We start from the raw sequence: 15,134 nt of genomic DNA, 5'->3' as shown, positions 1-15,134 counted from the left end.
GGGACGGGACGGGTCATGCGGTACGGAGGGGACGAGGGTGCTGCGCGGAGGCGGGGGGCGTACGGGGGCGGCCCCGGGCTCACGTCACGGCATGCGCCGGGAGGTCGGCGGCCGGTGCCGGGGGCCTGCCCCGCGCGGCCTTGAGGGTGAGCACCATCGTCAGGCCGCCGCCCGGGGTGTCCTCGGCGCCGAGGGTCCCGCCCATGGCCTCGACGAAGCCGCGGGCGACCGCGAGGCCGAGGCCGACACCGGAGCCGCGCGGGGCGTCTCCGAAGCGCTGGAAGGGCTCGAAGATGCCGTCCTTGGCCTCGTCGGGCACGCCGGGGCCGCGATCCACGACCCGGAGCTCGACGCGGTCGCCCAGGGTGCTGGCGGCGACGGCCACGGGCACGCCCCCGGGGCTGTACTTGACGGCGTTCTCGACGATGTTGGCGACGGCCCGTTCCAGGAGGCCCTTGTCGACCTCGACCATGGGCAGCGTCTCGGGGATGTCGAGCTCGGCGCTGCCGTCGGGCACTCCCCCGAGGGCCATGGGGACGACCTCGTCGAGGTCGACGGTACGGATCAGCGGGGTGACGGTGCCGGTCTGGAGGCGGGACATGTCGAGGAGGTTGCCGACGAGGTGGTCGAGACGGTCGGCGCCGGCCTCGATGCCCTCCAGGAGCTCGGCGCGGTCCTGCTCGGACCATTCGACGTCGTCGGAGCGGAGGGAGGACACGGAGGCCTTGATGCCGGCGAGCGGGGTCCGCAGGTCGTGGCTGACGGCGGCGAGCAGGGAGGTGCGGATCTTGTTGCCCTCGGCCTGCTTGCGGGCCTCCTCGGCCTCACCCACGAGCCGCTGACGATCGAGGACGACCGCGGCCTGGGCGGCGAAGGCGCCGAGGACCCGTCGGTCCTCGGCGGGCAGTACCCGGCCGGACAGGGCGAGGGCCAGGTGGTCGCCGACGGGCATGTCCACGTCCGCCTCCTCGGGCCGGGCCGCCGGGTGGGGGCCCACACTCGCGGCCCGGGTCCACGGCTCGACGTCGTCCACCCGCTCCAGGAGGGCGACGGACTCCATGGAGAAGGTCTCGCGGACCCGTTCGAGGAGGGCGTCGAGGCTCGTCTCGCCGCGCAGCACGCTGCCGGCGAGGTAGGAGAGCACCTCGGACTCGGCGCGCAGCCGGGCGGCCTGGTGGGTGCGCCGGGCGGCCAGGTCCACCACGGAGGCGACCGACATGGCGACACCGAGGAAGACGGCGATCGCCACGATGTTCTTGGGGTCGGCGATGGTGAGCCGGTGGACGGGCGGGGTGAAGAACCAGTTGAGGAGGAGGGAGCCGGCCGCGGCGGAGGCGAGCGCCGGCAGGAAACCGCCGAGCAGGGCCGCCGCGACGGTCAGGGCGAGGAAGAGCAGCATGTCGTTGGCGAGACCGAGGTCGGCGTCGACATGGGTGAGGAGCAGGGCGAGGAGGACGGGTCCGGCGACGCCGACCACCCAGCCGCCGAGGATCCGGGAGCGGCCGAGGCGGGCACCGCGGGCGACCGGAAGGCCGCGCCCCTTGGCGACCTCGCCGTGGGTGACGATGTGGACGTCGAGGTCGGGCCCGGATTCGCGGGCCACGGTCTGGCCGACGCCGGGTCCGAGCATGTACTGCCAGGAACGGCGGCGGCTGGAGCCGAGGACGATCTGGGTGGCGTTGACCCCGCGGGCGAACTCCAGGAGTGCGGAGGGGATGTCGTCGCCGATGACATGGTGGAACGTTCCGCCCAGGTCCTCGACCAGGGTGCGCTGGACGGCCAGCTCCTTCGGCGAGGCGGCGGTGAGGCCGTCGCTGCGGGCGATGTAGACGGCGAGGACCTCGCCTCCCGCGCCCTTCTCGGCGAGCCGGGTGGCGCGCCGTATCAGGGTGCGGCCCTCGGGACCGCCGGTCAGACCGACGACGATGCGCTCGCGGGCCTGCCAGGTGGAACGGATGTTGTGCTCGCCCCGGTACTGCTGGAGGTACTCGTCGACCCGGTCGGCGGTCCAGAGCAGGGCGAGCTCTCGCAGTGCGGTGAGGTTTCCGGGGCGGAAGTAGTTGGAGAGGGCCGCGTCGACCTTGTCCGAGGTGTAGACGTTGCCGTGGGCCATCCGGCGGCGCAGGGCCTCCGGGGACATGTCGACCAGCTCGATCTGGTCCGCCCGGCGCACCACCTCGTCGGGGACGGTCTCCCGCTGGCGTACGCCGGTGATCGCCTCGACCACGTCGCCCAGCGACTCCAGGTGCTGGATGTTGACGGTCGATACGACGTCGATGCCGGCCGCGAGCAGCTCGGCGACGTCCTGCCACCGCTTGGGGTTGCGGGAGCCGGGCACGTTCGTGTGGGCGAGCTCGTCGACGAGGGCGACGGCGGGGCGCCGGTCCAGGACGGCGTCGATGTCCATCTCGGTGAAGGCGGTCCCCCGGTACTCCAGGGTGCGGCGCGGCACCTGCTCCAGGCCGTGCAGCATGACCTCGGTGCGCGGCCGTCCGTGGTGCTCCACGAACGCCACGACGCAGTCCGTGCCGCGCTCCACCCGGCGGTGCCCCTCGGAGAGCATCGCGTAGGTCTTGCCGACGCCCGGCGCAGCGCCGAGGTATATCCGAAGCTTGCCGCGTCCCATGGCACGACCATACGTCCAGCCAATCGGACATTCCGTACGCCGAGAGCAGGGCCGGTGCGGTCTTGACGTGTTTCTGATGTCGGGACCGCACGCCTACCGCACGCCCGCCGGCAGGCCACCGGTCGCGCACCGACCGCCCACCGGCAGCAGACCGGGCACGCACCCGCAGTAGACCGGCCACGCGCCCGGCCGGCCCTCGTCAGTGCTCGATGATCTCGCCGTCGCTCAGCTCGAGGACGCGGTCCGCCAGGCCCAGGAGCTGGGGGTCGTGGGTGGCGACCAGGGCCGTACAGCCCTCGCTGCGCACCACCGCGCGCAGCAGCTGCATGACGGCGAGCCCGGTCTCCTGGTCCAGCTGGCCCGTGGGCTCGTCGGCTATCAGCAGTGCCGGCTTGTTCGCGAGGGCGCGGGCGATGGCGACGCGCTGCTGCTGGCCGCCGGAGAGCTCACCGGGCCGCTGGTTCGCGTGGTCGGCGAGGCCCACCAGGCCGAGGAGCAGGGCCACCCGCTCCTCGCGCTCCTTCGGGTCGGCCTTGCGCAGCCGCATGGGGACGCCCACGTTCTCGGCGGCGGAGAGGATCGGGAGCAGTCCGAAGGACTGGAAGATGAAGCCGATCCGGTCGCGGCGCAGCTCGAGGAGCCCGTTCTCACCGAGCGTGGAGAGGTCGGTGCCGTCGATGACGATCGAGCCGCCGTCGGCGGTGTCGAGGCCTCCGACCAGGTTGAGCAGCGTCGTCTTGCCGGAGCCGGAGCGGCCCTTGAGCGCGACGAGCTCGCCGCGCGGGATGTCGAAGGAGACGCCGCGCAGGGCGTGTACGGCTGCTTCCCCGGTGCCGTACGAACGGCGCAGGTTCTCCACGCGGACCATCGGCAGGCCGGCCGGGTCCTCGGCGACGGCCGTGGCGGACCGCGTGCTGCTCTCACTCACCCTGTGCTCCCCCTCCTCGAACATGTGCCCGCCAGTATGGTCCGCGGCCGGGCCCGAGGGCCAGAGCCGGAGGTCGGAACCTGTGGAAAACGGCCGGTGGGCCGCTTCCCGTACGTCTCGTACGGAAAGCGGCCCACCGGCCGTGAGAAGTTGTCAGCGGATCTCGGAGATCTCCGGACCACGCTGGAGCTGGCCCATGCCGCCGGAGAAGCGGGAGTTCTCCTGCTCCTCCTGCTGCACGCCGTCCGGCACCATCTGCGCGTCGTTCGGCAGCTTGAGGACGATCGGGTCACGCGGGGCCATCGGGCCCTCGCCGCGGACGACCACGGTGTCCCGGACGATCTGCTCCAGGAGACCGGCCGCCTCGGGCTGGACCGCGCCCTGCCCGGAGATCACTCCGCGCAGGAACCAGCGGGGTCCGTCGACACCCACGAAGCGGACCAGCTGCACGCCGCGGTTGCCGTCCGGCAGCTGTACGGGGACCTGGGCACGCAGCTCCCAGCCCAGCGGGCCCTCGACCTCGTCGATGACACCGCCCTGCTGGACGATGCCCGTGGCGATCTCGTCGCGGACCTCGCCCCAGATGCCCTCGTTCTTGGGCGCGGCGAACGCCTGCAGCTGCACGGCGCTGTCGCGCAGGACGACGGTGGCCGCGACGATCGCGTCGCCCGCCACCTCCACCCGCAGTTCCATGCCCTCGACCCCGGGGACGAAGACGCCGCCCAGGTCGACACGGCCGTCCTCGGGCTTGGTGACCTCGGAGATGTCCCAGGGTCCGTCGGGCCGGGGCGCCGGCGGAAGGTTCACACGGCGCGGGGCCGCGCCGTCCGCGTCCTCGCCGTCCACCGCGTCGACGACCTGCTCGGCCTCGCCCGCCGCGTCCTCTGCGGCACCGCTCTTCTTGCGACGTCCGAACACGTCACTGTCCTTCCCGGTCGGATACGACCGAAGCGTATCGATTCCCACCCGTTGTGCCGTCCACGGCGGCATGACCGCCGGTGGACCCGAAGCCCCCCTCGGCCCGCGCCGAGCCGGGAAGCTCCGCCACCTCGTGGAAGCGCACCTTCTCGACCTGTTGGACGACAAGTTGGGCAATCCGATCGAATCGTTCGAACCGCACGGTCTCGCGCGGGTCGAGATTGACCACGATCACCTTGATCTCTCCACGGTACCCGGCATCCACCGTCCCCGGGGCATTCACGAGTGCCACTCCGCAGCGGGCGGCGAGTCCGGAGCGCGGGTGCACGAAGGCCGCGTACCCGTCCGGGAGGGCGATGGAGACTCCGGTGGGCAGCACGGCGCGCTCCCCGGGGGCCAGCACGGCGGCCTCGGTGGTCACCAGGTCCGCCCCGGCGTCGCCGGGGTGTCCGTAGGCCGGGATCGGTACTTCCGGGTCCACTCGCCGGATCAGTACGTCGACAGGGTTGCTCATCAGGGGTTCACCTCGAAGGCGCGGGCGCGCCGGACCTGGTCGGGGTCGGACATGGCGGCCTGGATCTCCTCCGGGCGGCCGTTGTCGATGAAGTGGTCGACCTTGACCTCTATGAAGAGTGCCTCGGCGCGGACGGCGACGGGGCCCTCGGGCCCGCCGATCCGGCCGACGGCGGTCGAGAAGATCTTGCGGCCGTGTACGGCGGTGACCGCGGCCTCCAGGTGGAGCACGGTGCCCACCGGGACGGGCCGGACGAAGTCGGTCTCCAGTCGTCCGGTCACGGCGATGACCCGCAGCAGCCAGTTCAGGGAGCCGAGGGTCTCGTCGAGCGCGGTGGCGAGCACGCCGCCGTGCGCGAGGCCGGGGGCGCCCTGGTGGTCGGGGGTCACCGTGAACTCGGCGGTGACGGTCACGCCCTCGCCCGCGCGCGCCTCCAGATGGAGGCCGTGGGGCTGCCCGCCGCCGCACCCGAAGCAGTACTCGTAGTGCGAACCGAGCAGCTCGCCGGGGGCCGGCGCGTCGGGGTGGCGTACCGGCGGTATGGCGTCGGCCGGCGGGGTGAGGGCGGCAGATGTTGCAGTCACAGGCGCAGACCTTACCCGCGCGACAGTGCCCTGGTCGCGCCGTGCCAAGCTTGGACGCATGCAGCCTTCCGCATCGTCTTCCGCCCCCTCCCCCGCGCCCGGCACCGCGCCGCACTTCGACGAACGGCTGACGGCGCCCCGTTCCTGGTGGGTCATCGCGGGTCTGCTCGGTCTCTCCGGCGGCCTGGTCATGTTCCCGCTGGGTACGGTCCCGATGCTGGGCGGTCTGATCGTGGCGGCGGTGCTCGCCGGTGCGGCGGTCTCCTCGTACGGCTCCGCCCGGATCCGGGTGGTGGCCGGTTCGCTGGTGGCGGGCGACGCGCGGATCCCGGTCTCCGCCCTGGGGACGGCCGAGGTGCTCGACGCGGAGGAGGCGCGCGCGTGGCGCATGCACAAGGCGGACCCGCGCGCGTTCATGCTGATGCGCAGCTACGTGCCCCGTGCGGTGCGGGTCGACGTGACGGACGCGTCGGACCCGACGCCGTACGTGTACCTCTCCAGCCGTGAGCCGGAGGCGCTGGTGGCCGCCCTGGACGCCGTCCGCGCGGACGCCCAGGGCTGAAGGAGCACGGCTAGAACCCGAGCTCCTTCGGGTTCTCCGGCTGGTCCAGCGGGGGTAGCTCCGGGAGGGATTCCCAGGGGATCTGGCGGTTGCGCAGGTCCTTGCGGATGTGGTTGGCGAGCTTCTTGGTGTCGCGGCGGTTCATGACCGCGCCGACGGCCGCGCCCACCATGAAGGGCATGAGGTTCGGCAGGTTGCGCACCATGCGTTTCGTGATCTGCTGGCGCAGCTCGCGCTTGAGCTGTCCGCCGAGGGCCGCGTTGACCGTGGTGGGCTTGGTGGGGTCGATGCCCCGCTCCTCGGCCCAGGAGGTCAGATAGGCCGCCGAACGCTGGCCGAGCCGGCCGGGGGGCCGCAGCCCGTAGACCTCGTGCAGTTCGGCGATGAGTTTGAGTTCCACGGCGGCGACGCCGGTGATCTCGGCCGCGAGCTCCGCCGGCATGGCCGGGGGTACGGGGAGCATGGCGGCGGCGCCGACGCTCGCGCCCACGGTCGAGCTCGCGTTCGCCGCACCCGCGACGAGCTTGTCGGCGAGCTCCTCGGGGCCGAGCCCGGGAAACTGCTTGCGCAGGATCGCCAGATCGCGGACGGGGATCCGCGGGGCGAGGTCGATCAGCCGGTCGGCCAGATGACCGACAGCGGCCTTGGCGCTGTCTCCGCTGCGCTTGACGCCCTTCGCGACGCCGCGCCGGACGGCGTCGATCCGGTCGGAATCGATCTTGATCTTGTCGAGCTGGGCGCGCGCGGGATTGGCGAGGCGCTTGACGGCGCCGAAGCGCCCGTCCCGCTGTGTCTCGTCGTTCCTCGCCTCGTCCAGCGCGTCGTTCCGCCCCGCTCCCCGCTCCGCCGGCAGGTGTGCCGGGTCCGGCTCGGTGACCGCCTCGAGCGAGGCCGGGAGGCCTCGCTCGTCGTCACGTACGCCGAGGGAGGGCGGGGAGGCGGTGTGCTCGGCTTCAGAGGCCTCCAGGGCACCCTCTGCCGGGCTCGAGCCGCCCTTGTACGTCTTCGGGCTCCCAGGGAGCCGTAGACGCCGCTTCCGGGACGGTGTGTCGCCTGCCACGACCGAGGGTCTCAGTCGCAGTCGCGGCAGATGGGCTGGCCGTTCTTCTCCCTGGCCAGCTGGCTGCGGTGGTGCACGAGGAAGCAGCTCATGCAGGTGAACTCATCGGCCTGCTTGGGCAGGACCCGGACGGCCAGCTCCTCGTTCGAGAGGTCGGCGCCGGGAAGCTCCAGGCCTTCTGCGGCCTCGAACTCGTCGACGTCGACGGTCGAGGTCGACTTGTCGTTCCGGCGGGCCTTCAGTTCTTCAAGGCTGTCCGAATCGACGTCGTCGTCGGTCTTGCGTGGGGTGTCGTAATCCGTTGCCATGTCGCTCTCCCCCTCTGGGTGGTTGCGGTGTCTCCAGCGCACGTAACGCGTGAGAGGTCGGACTTGTGCCCGACCTGAGGCGGAGATTTTGCCTCACATCAAGGTCTGTTACTCAATCGACACCCGTTCCGTCCTCTCGCGAGTGATCGGCTTCGGGTGGCGAACCGGACCGTACACGGTCCTACGGGCGCCCTTCGCAGGCGCCACCCCGTGTACTTCCCGTCAATCCGGTCCCGGGAAACCCGGACTTTTCCTGGTTTTCACGGGGATTTCTCCGTCACGGAGAGTGGAGGTCCGGACACCCCGTCCTGTGATCGATCACACATGAGCGTCTCAGAATCGGGGCCCCGGAATTCCGCGCAAAGCGAACGGAACCGGGTCGGCTCGTGCAGTGTGTCAGATCGGCAGAGTGACACGCATCACGAGACCACCGCCCTCGCGGGGCTCCGCGATGATACGGCCGCCGTGCGCGCGGGCCACGGACCGGGCGATCGACAGGCCGAGACCGACGCCCTTGTCGCTGCCGGTGCGCTCCTGCCGGAGCCGCCGGAACGGCTCGAAGAGGTTGTCGATCTCGTACGCGGGGACCACGGGGCCCGTGTTCGAGACGACCAGGACCGCCTGGCCGTTCTCGGTCGCGGTCGTCACCTCCACCCATCCTCCCTCCGTCACGTTGTACCTGACGGCGTTCTGGAGCAGGTTCAGCATGATCCGTTCGAGCAGGACGCCGTTGCCCTGGACGACCGCGGGCGCGCGCTCGCCCCGGATCTCGACGCCCTTGGCCTCCGCCTCGGCGTGGACCTGGTCCACGCCCCGCGAGGCGACCTCGGCGAGGTCGACGGGTTTGCGCTCGATGATCTGGTTGTCGCTCCGGGCGAGCAGCAGCAGACCCTCCACGAGCTGTTCGCTGCGCTCGTTGGTGGCGAGCAGGGTCTTGCCGAGCTGCTGGAGCTCGACCGGTGCCCCGGGGTCCGAGAGGTGCACCTCCAGCAGGGTGCGGTTGATCGCGAGCGGGGTCCGCAGCTCGTGCGAGGCGTTCGCGACGAACCGCTGCTGGGCGGTGAAGGCCCGCTCCAGGCGGTCCAGCATCTCGTCGAAGGTGTCGGCGAGCTCCTTGAGCTCGTCGTCGGGGCCGTCCAGCTCGATCCGCCGGGACAGGTCGGAGCCGGCCACCTGGCGGGCGGTCCGGGTGATCCGGCCGAGCGGCGAGAGGACCCGCCCCGCCATGGCGTAACCGAAGGCGAAGGCGATGATGCTCAGTCCGAGCAGGGCGAAGAGCGAGCGGCGCAGGAGGTCGTCCAGGGCCAGGTCGCTCTGGTGCCGGAGGCAGACCGAGACGGCGTCGTTGAGCTGCTCCCCGGTGCCCTGGACGGGCAGCTGACACCAGGAGGTGGTCGGCTGGACCTTGCCCTCGACGACCTTGAAGGGCAGCTCCGAGACGCTGTCGGTGAGGGCCTGCGCGGTGAAGAGGTAGATGATCGAGAGCAGCAGGATGCCCGCGATCAGGAACATCCCGCCGTAGAGCAGCGTGAGCCGTATCCGGATGGTCGGCCGCAGCAGGGGCCGGACCGGGTCCCTGGGGTCCCAGGTCGGCTTCGGGGGCGCCTGGGGGTGAGGCACTGAGGTGGTGGGCATCGGGTCAGATCCGGTACCCGGAACCGGGGACGGTGACGATGACGGGCGGCTCGCCGAGCTTGCGGCGCAGGGTCATGACGGTGACGCGGACGACGTTGGTGAACGGGTCGGTGTTCTCGTCCCAGGCCTTCTCCAGGAGCTGCTCGGCCGAGACGACGGCGCCCTCGCTGCGCATGAGGACCTCCAGGACGGCGAACTCCTTCGGCGCCAGCTGGACCTCCTTGCCCTCGCGGAAGACCTCGCGGCGGTTCGGGTCGAGCTTGATGCCGGCGCGCTCCAGGACGGGCGGGAGGGGCACGCTCGTCCGCCGGCCGAGGGCGCGCACGCGCGCGGTGAGCTCGGTGAAGGCGAAGGGCTTGGGGAGGTAGTCGTCCGCGCCGAGTTCGAGGCCCTCGACCCGGTCGCTGACGTCGCCGGACGCGGTGAGCATCAGGACGCGGGTGGGCATGCCCAGTTCCACGATCTTGCGGCAGACGTCGTCACCGTGGACGAGGGGAAGGTCACGGTCGAGGACGACGACGTCGTAGTCGTTCACCCCGACCCGCTCCAGGGCCGCGGCGCCGTCGTACACGACGTCGACGGCCATGGCCTCCCGGCGCAGTCCGGTGGCCACCGCATCGGCGAGCAGCTGCTCGTCCTCGACGACGAGTACGCGCACGTCGTACATCCTTCCCGTTGAGCTGCGGTCCGGAGGCGGACCGGCTGAAGACCTGAGCACTGACTGTGCGTGTCCATCCTGCCCCGTACGCGCGTAAACCGGCTGTAAGGCGGCGGTGCGGGGCCCGGGGGCGGGCGGGTGGTGAACGGGGGCGCGAGGCGGGGCGCGTGGCCGGGATCGAAGAATTCACCGGATTCGCGGGCCAGTTGAGGTTTCTCTGAGGAAGGGGGTGGGGAGGACGACTGCACACCCCGTGATCACGCCCTGTATGTGGCGCGCCACCTACCGCTCTCTGTTCCCCGGAGACTGCAGTGTGTGATCCACCCACCCTCGGCACACCCCCGTGCCACCGGACCCATGACGAGGGGGCGCACGATGGACGCTTTCACCGCAGGCCTGCTGCACCGCATCAGGACCACGCAGACGGACCTCACGCGGGCTCGTGAGACGGGCGACGACTACCTGGCGGAGGTGGAGCAGGCGGAGCTGGAGGACCTGCACCGTCTGGCCGCCGAGCACGGCGTGGAGGTTGCCGCGCAGGTGGTCTGACCCGTTCCTACCCACACGTGTGAGGGCCCCGGCGCCGTTCCCGGCACCGGGGCCCTCACGCGTGTGTCAGTCGTGCCAGGCGCCCAACCCCTCCAGGAGCTCCTGGAGGGGCTCGAAGAGGCCCGGAGAGGCCGCCAGGGCGAGTTCTCCCGACTCCGGCTGCCCCGGGCGTCCACCGGTCGGCGCGCCCGCCTCGCGGGCGATCAGGGCGCCCGCGGCGAGGTCCCAGGGGTTGAGGCCCCGCTCGTAGTAGGCGTCCAGGCGGCCGGCGGCGACGTCGCAGAGGTCGATGGCGGCGGAGCCGCCGCGCCGGATGTCGCGGACGCGCGGGATCACGCGCCGGGCGACCTCCGCCTGGTGCGCGCGCCGGGCCTGGACGTACCCGAAGCCCGTGCCGAGAAGGGCCTGGTCGAGCGGGGGCGAGGGGCGGACGGCGAGGCGCTGCTCGCCCGCGTACGCGCCACCCTCCGCGTACGCGCCGCCGCCGAGGACCGCCCGGTACGTCTCGCCGCGCATCGGGGCCTCGACGACGCCGACCACGGTCTCGCCGTCCCGTTCGGCGGCGATCGAGACCGCCCAGGTGGGCAGGCCGTAGAGGTAGTTCACGGTGCCGTCGAGGGGGTCGATCACCCAGCGGACCCCGCTGGTGCCGGGGCTGGACGCGCCCTCCTCACCGAGGAAACCGTCCTGCGGGCGGTGCTCGGCGAGGAAGCCGGTGATCAGCTTCTCGGCGGCGATGTCCATCTCGGTGACGACGTCGATGGGGCTCGTCTTGGTCTTCGCCACGGCCAGGTCGTCCGGCCTGCCGTCGCGCAGCAGCGCTCCGGCCCGCCGTGCGGCCTCCAGGGCGAGGTCGAGCAGTTCGGTGAGCAGCGGGTCGGTCACGTCGGTCCCTTCGTTCACGTCGGCCATGTCGGTCACGGGGGCTCCTTACGCGTACGGGCTGTCGGCGCCGGCCGCCGCCGGGCGCTCCGCCCTGGCCGGGCAGCAGCCGATCGGGCACAGGTCGTGGGAGGGTCCGAGGGCGCCCAGGGCGCAGCGCTCGACCCGGGTTCCCCGCTCGTACGCGGCCCGCTCCAGGACGAGTTCGCGGACGGCGGCGGCGAAGCGCGGGTCGGCGCCGACGGTGGCCGAGCGCCGCACGGGGAGTCCGAGCTCGGCGGCCTTGGCCGTGGCCTCGGTGTCGAGGTCGTAGAGGACCTCCATGTGGTCGGAGACGAAGCCGATGGGGACCATGACGACCGCGGGCGTCCCGGCGCCGTGCAGCGCCTCCAGGTGGTCGCAGATGTCGGGCTCCAGCCACGGGATGTGGGGGGCGCCGCTGCGGGACTGGTAGACGAGCTCCCAGGGGCGGTCGATCCCGGTCCGCTCGCGGACGGAATCGACGATCACCCGTGCCACGTCGAGGTGCTGCCTGACGTAGGCCCCGCCCTCGCCGTGTTCGGTGACCGGTCCCGAGGTGTCGGCGGCGGAGTCCGGGATGGAGTGGGTGGTGAAGGCGAGGTGGGCCCCGTCACGGACGGACGGGTCGAGCTCGGCGAGGGAGGCGAGGACGCCCTCGACCATGGGCTCGACGAAGCCGGGGTGGTTGAAGTAGTGCCGGAGCTTGTCGACCCGGGGCAGCGGGAGCCCTTCCGCTTCCAGGGTGGCGAGCGCGTCGGCGAGGTTCTCGCGGTACTGGCGGCAGCCGGAGTAGGAGGCGTACGCGCTGGTCGCGAGGACGGCGATATGGCGTCGGCCGTCGGTGATCATCTCGCGGAGAGTGTCGGTGAGGTACGGGGCCCAGTTCCGGTTTCCCCAGTACACGGGCAGCCTCAGGTCGGCCCCGGCGAAGTCCGTCCGCAGCGCGTCGAGGAGCGCGCGGTTCTGCTCGTTGATCGGGGAGACGCCGCCGAAGAGGAAGTAGTGCTGCCCCACTTCCTTGAGCCGTTCCTTCGGGATGCCTCGGCCGCGCGTCACGTTCTCCAGGAACGGGACCACGTCGTCCGGGCCCTCGGGGCCGCCGAACGAGAGCAGCAGCAGGGCGTCGTACGGGGCGGGATCGTGCTGATCGGACATGGCACCGATCCTCCCACCCGCCTCCGACGGCGAGCGGCGCGGCCCGTCCGACGGAGCTCGTCCGACCTGTGCCTGTCCAAAAAAAGGGGGATGACCCATCGACTTCAACACCGTAGGCTTTAGCTATTAATTACACGTGTTGAGTCGTCGCGCGGAGCCCGCTCCGAAGCACGGAGATCCGGAGAGCCTCTTGCCCAGTCCCTACCGCGCGATCTTCAAGGCGCCAGGCACCACGGCGTTCTCCGTCGCCGGATTCTTCGGCCGGATGCCCCTGTCCATGATGGGCATCGGCATCGTCACCATGATTTCGCAGGTCACCGGCCGGTACGGGCTGGCCGGCGCACTGTCCGCGACGCTCGCTGCGTCCGCCGCGGTCCTCGGCCCCCTGGTCTCCCGGCTCGTCGACCGGCACGGGCAGCGCCGGGTGCTCCGCCCGGTGACGCTGGTCTCGCTCGTGGCCGCCGCCGGGCTCCTCCTCTGCGTACAGCAGAAGGCCCCGGACTGGACGCTCTTCGCCTTCACCGCCGTGATCGGCTGTGTGCCGAGCGTCGGCGCGATGACCCGGGCCCGCTGGGCGGAGATCTACCGCGGCGACGAGCGGCGCCTGCACACGGCGTACTCCTGGGAGTCGATCGTCGACGAGGTGTGCTTCATCTTCGGCCCGATCCTCTCGATCGGTCTGTCGACGACCTGGTTCCCCGAGGCCGGTCCGCTGTTCGCCGGGGTGTTCCTGACCATCGGCGTCTTCTGGCTGACCTCGCAGCGCGCCACCGAGCCGGTCCCGCACCCCCAGCAGGGGGCCAAGACCGGTTCCGCGCTCCGCTCCCCCGGCCTCCAGGTGCTGGCCCTCGCGTTCGTCGCCACCGGCGCCATCTTCGGCTCGGTCGACGTGGTGACCGTGGCCTTCGCCGAGGAGCAGGGTCACAAGGCCGCCGCCAGTCTCGTGCTGGCCGTCTACGCGCTGGGCTCCGGTCTCGCCGGCGCCGTCTTCGGACTGCTCCACCTGAAGAGCGATCCGTCCCGTCGCTGGCTCCTGGGCATCTGCGCGATGGCCGTGAGTATGATCCCCCTCCTACTGGCCGGGAACTTGCCGTTGCTGGCCGTGGCGCTCTTTGTCGCGGGCCTGTCCATCGCACCGACGATGGTGACCACCATGGCCCTCGTCGAAGCGCACGTACCGCGCACCAAGCTGACCGAGGGCATGACCTGGACGGGTACCGGCCTCGCGATCGGCGTGGCGCTCGGCTCCTCGGCCGCCGGCTGGGTGGTCGACGCGTCGGGGGCCGAGGCGGGGTACGTGGTGCCCGTCGTCTCGGGCGCGCTCGCGGTCGCGGTGGGTCTCCTCGGACACCGCCGGCTGCGCAGGCCGGTGCCGAACCGGGAGGGGCAGCGTGAGCGGGACGACAACAGCGGGGTCGGGCAGCGCCAGGACGGCGAACAGCCCGTGGCGTAACTGGGCGGGGAACGTCACCTCCCGCCCCGTGCGGGAGGTGAGCCCGGCCTCGGCCGAGGAGCTCGCCGAGGCGGTCCGCCGGGCCGCCGCGGACGGGTTGCGGGTGAAGACGGTCGGCACCGGCCACTCCTTCACCTCGATCGCGGCCACCGACGGCGTCCTCATCCGGCCTGGTCTGCTGACCGGGATCCGGCGGATCGACCGCGAGTCGATGACCGTGACGGTCGAGTCGGGCACCCCGCTCAAGCGGCTCAACGTGGCGCTGGCCCGGGAGGGTCTGTCGCTCACGAACATGGGCGACATCATGGAGCAGACCGTCGCCGGGGCCACCTCCACCGGTACGCACGGCACGGGCCGTGACTCGGCCTCGATAGCCGCGCAGATCCGTGAGCTGGAGCTGGTCACGGCGGACGGCCAGCTGCTGGTCTGCTCGGAGAAGGAGAATCCGGAGGTCTTCGCGGCCGCCCGGATCGGGCTCGGCGCCCTCGGCGTGGTCACGGCGATCACCTTCGCGGTCGAGCCGGTCTTCCTGCTCACCGCGCGCGAGGAGCCGATGACCTTCGACCGGGTCGCCTCGGAGTTCGACGCGCTGCACGCGGAGAACGAGCACTTCGAGTTCTACTGGTTCCCCCACACGGACAACTGCAACACCAAGCGCAATAACCGCAGCGCGGGCCCCGCCGCTCCCCCCGGCCGGATCAGCGGCTGGATCGACGACGAGCTCCTCTCCAACGGGCTCTTCCAGGTGGCGTGCTCGCTGGGCCGCGCGGTGCCGCCGGCCATCCCCTCGATCGCCAGGCTCTCCAGCCGCGCGCTGTCGGCCCGTACGTACACCGACATCCCGTACAAGGTGTTCACCTCGCCGCGCCGGGTGCGCTTCCTGGAGATGGAGTACGCGCTGCCGCGTGAGGCGGCGGTCGCGGCGCTGCGCGAGCTCAAGGCGATGGTCGAGCGCTCGCCGCTCAAGGTGAGCTTCCCGGTGGAGGTGCGGACGGCTCCGGCGGACGACATCGCGCTGTCCACGGCCTCGGGGCGGGAGACCGCGTACATCGCCGTCCACCTCTACAAGGGAACGCCCCACCGCGCGTACTTCACGGCGGTGGAGCGCATCATGACGGCGCACGGGGGACGCCCCCACTGGGGCAAGGTCCACACCCGTGACGCCGCCTACTTCTCCGAGGTCTACCCGCGCTTCGCCGAGTTCACGGCGCTGCGCGACCGCCTCGACCCGGACCGGCTGTTCGCCAACGACTATCTGCGCCGGGTCCTGGGCGACTGACG

At 71.7% G+C, this 15,134-nt stretch carries 15 protein-coding genes; 4 read left to right on the top strand and 11 right to left on the bottom strand.

Annotated elements, in window-relative coordinates; all coding sequences use genetic code 11:
• Nucleotides 1-79: 79 nt before the first annotated feature.
• The 5 genes from OG462_RS32265 to OG462_RS32245 form a co-directional block, all read right to left on the bottom strand.
• Complete coding sequence (locus OG462_RS32265) at nucleotides 80-2,626, bottom strand: DUF4118 domain-containing protein (RefSeq protein WP_406063024.1); 2,547 nt, start codon at nucleotides 2,624-2,626, stop codon at nucleotides 80-82.
• Between the two features lie 199 nt (nucleotides 2,627-2,825).
• Nucleotides 2,826-3,578 (bottom strand): ABC transporter ATP-binding protein, encoded by a 753-nt coding sequence (locus tag OG462_RS32260; protein WP_406063022.1) that lies wholly within the window; start codon nucleotides 3,576-3,578, stop codon nucleotides 2,826-2,828.
• Nucleotides 3,579-3,707: 129 nt separating this feature from the next.
• Nucleotides 3,708-4,472 carry a DUF3710 domain-containing protein gene (locus tag OG462_RS32255; protein ID WP_406063020.1) on the bottom strand — a complete coding sequence of 255 codons (765 nt, stop codon included), beginning with the start codon at nucleotides 4,470-4,472 and terminating at the stop codon, nucleotides 3,708-3,710.
• Nucleotide 4,473: 1 nt separating this feature from the next.
• Complete coding sequence (dut, locus tag OG462_RS32250; RefSeq protein ID WP_406063018.1) at nucleotides 4,474-4,986, bottom strand: dUTP diphosphatase; 513 nt, start codon at nucleotides 4,984-4,986, stop codon at nucleotides 4,474-4,476.
• Nucleotides 4,986-5,570, bottom strand: a complete 585-nt coding sequence (locus OG462_RS32245; protein ID WP_329283848.1) for a PaaI family thioesterase — start codon at nucleotides 5,568-5,570, stop codon at nucleotides 4,986-4,988. The genes dut and OG462_RS32245 overlap by 1 nt, the downstream gene beginning before the upstream one ends.
• 58 nt (nucleotides 5,571-5,628) lie before the next feature.
• Between OG462_RS32245 and OG462_RS32240 the strand changes: the two genes are divergently transcribed.
• On the top strand, nucleotides 5,629-6,132 hold the full coding sequence (locus tag OG462_RS32240; protein WP_406063016.1) for a DUF3093 domain-containing protein: 504 nt from the start codon (nucleotides 5,629-5,631) through the stop codon (nucleotides 6,130-6,132).
• Nucleotides 6,133-6,142: 10 nt separating this feature from the next.
• Here the strand turns inward: OG462_RS32240 and OG462_RS32235 are convergent, their stop codons facing one another.
• From OG462_RS32235 to OG462_RS32220, 4 genes are all read right to left on the bottom strand, one after another.
• Nucleotides 6,143-7,192 (bottom strand): hypothetical protein, encoded by a 1,050-nt coding sequence (locus tag OG462_RS32235; protein WP_406063014.1) that lies wholly within the window; start codon nucleotides 7,190-7,192, stop codon nucleotides 6,143-6,145.
• Between the two features lie 11 nt (nucleotides 7,193-7,203).
• A complete protein-coding gene (locus OG462_RS32230) occupies nucleotides 7,204-7,500 on the bottom strand; it encodes a DUF4193 domain-containing protein (RefSeq protein ID WP_003955561.1) in 297 nt (98 codons plus the stop codon).
• A gap of 396 nt (nucleotides 7,501-7,896) precedes the next feature.
• Nucleotides 7,897-9,135, bottom strand: a complete 1,239-nt coding sequence (locus OG462_RS32225; protein ID WP_406063011.1) for a sensor histidine kinase — start codon at nucleotides 9,133-9,135, stop codon at nucleotides 7,897-7,899.
• A gap of 4 nt (nucleotides 9,136-9,139) precedes the next feature.
• Nucleotides 9,140-9,793 carry a response regulator transcription factor gene (locus OG462_RS32220; RefSeq protein WP_030146958.1) on the bottom strand — a complete coding sequence of 218 codons (654 nt, stop codon included), beginning with the start codon at nucleotides 9,791-9,793 and terminating at the stop codon, nucleotides 9,140-9,142.
• A 375-nt stretch (nucleotides 9,794-10,168) separates the two neighbouring features.
• On the opposite strand from OG462_RS32220, the gene OG462_RS32215 reads away from it, so the two are divergent.
• Nucleotides 10,169-10,342, top strand: a complete 174-nt coding sequence (locus OG462_RS32215) for a hypothetical protein (protein ID WP_383588966.1) — start codon at nucleotides 10,169-10,171, stop codon at nucleotides 10,340-10,342.
• A gap of 66 nt (nucleotides 10,343-10,408) precedes the next feature.
• Here OG462_RS32215 and OG462_RS32210 read toward each other — a convergent pair whose 3' ends face one another.
• Together OG462_RS32210 and OG462_RS32205 are read right to left on the bottom strand one after the other, a co-directional pair.
• Nucleotides 10,409-11,227 (bottom strand): inositol monophosphatase family protein, encoded by an 819-nt coding sequence (locus tag OG462_RS32210; RefSeq protein ID WP_406066812.1) that lies wholly within the window; start codon nucleotides 11,225-11,227, stop codon nucleotides 10,409-10,411.
• A 45-nt stretch (nucleotides 11,228-11,272) separates the two neighbouring features.
• Nucleotides 11,273-12,400 carry a ferrochelatase gene (locus tag OG462_RS32205; RefSeq protein ID WP_406063008.1) on the bottom strand — a complete coding sequence of 376 codons (1,128 nt, stop codon included), beginning with the start codon at nucleotides 12,398-12,400 and terminating at the stop codon, nucleotides 11,273-11,275.
• A 190-nt stretch (nucleotides 12,401-12,590) separates the two neighbouring features.
• Here OG462_RS32205 and OG462_RS32200 point away from each other — a divergent pair, with 190 nt between their 5' ends.
• Nucleotides 12,591-13,853, top strand: coding sequence for an MFS transporter (locus tag OG462_RS32200; protein WP_406063006.1), 1,263 nt, complete (start codon nucleotides 12,591-12,593; stop codon nucleotides 13,851-13,853).
• Entirely contained in the window at nucleotides 13,792-15,132 is a 1,341-nt protein-coding gene (locus tag OG462_RS32195; protein WP_406063004.1) for a D-arabinono-1,4-lactone oxidase, read from the top strand. The genes OG462_RS32200 and OG462_RS32195 overlap by 62 nt, the downstream gene beginning before the upstream one ends.
• The last annotated feature ends 2 nt before the right edge of the window (nucleotides 15,133-15,134 follow it).

It is taken from the genome of Streptomyces sp. NBC_01077, from assembly GCF_045162855.1.
Taxonomy (GTDB): domain Bacteria; phylum Actinomycetota; class Actinomycetes; order Streptomycetales; family Streptomycetaceae; genus Streptomyces.
This window is presented reverse-complemented; position numbering and strand designations above follow the sequence as displayed.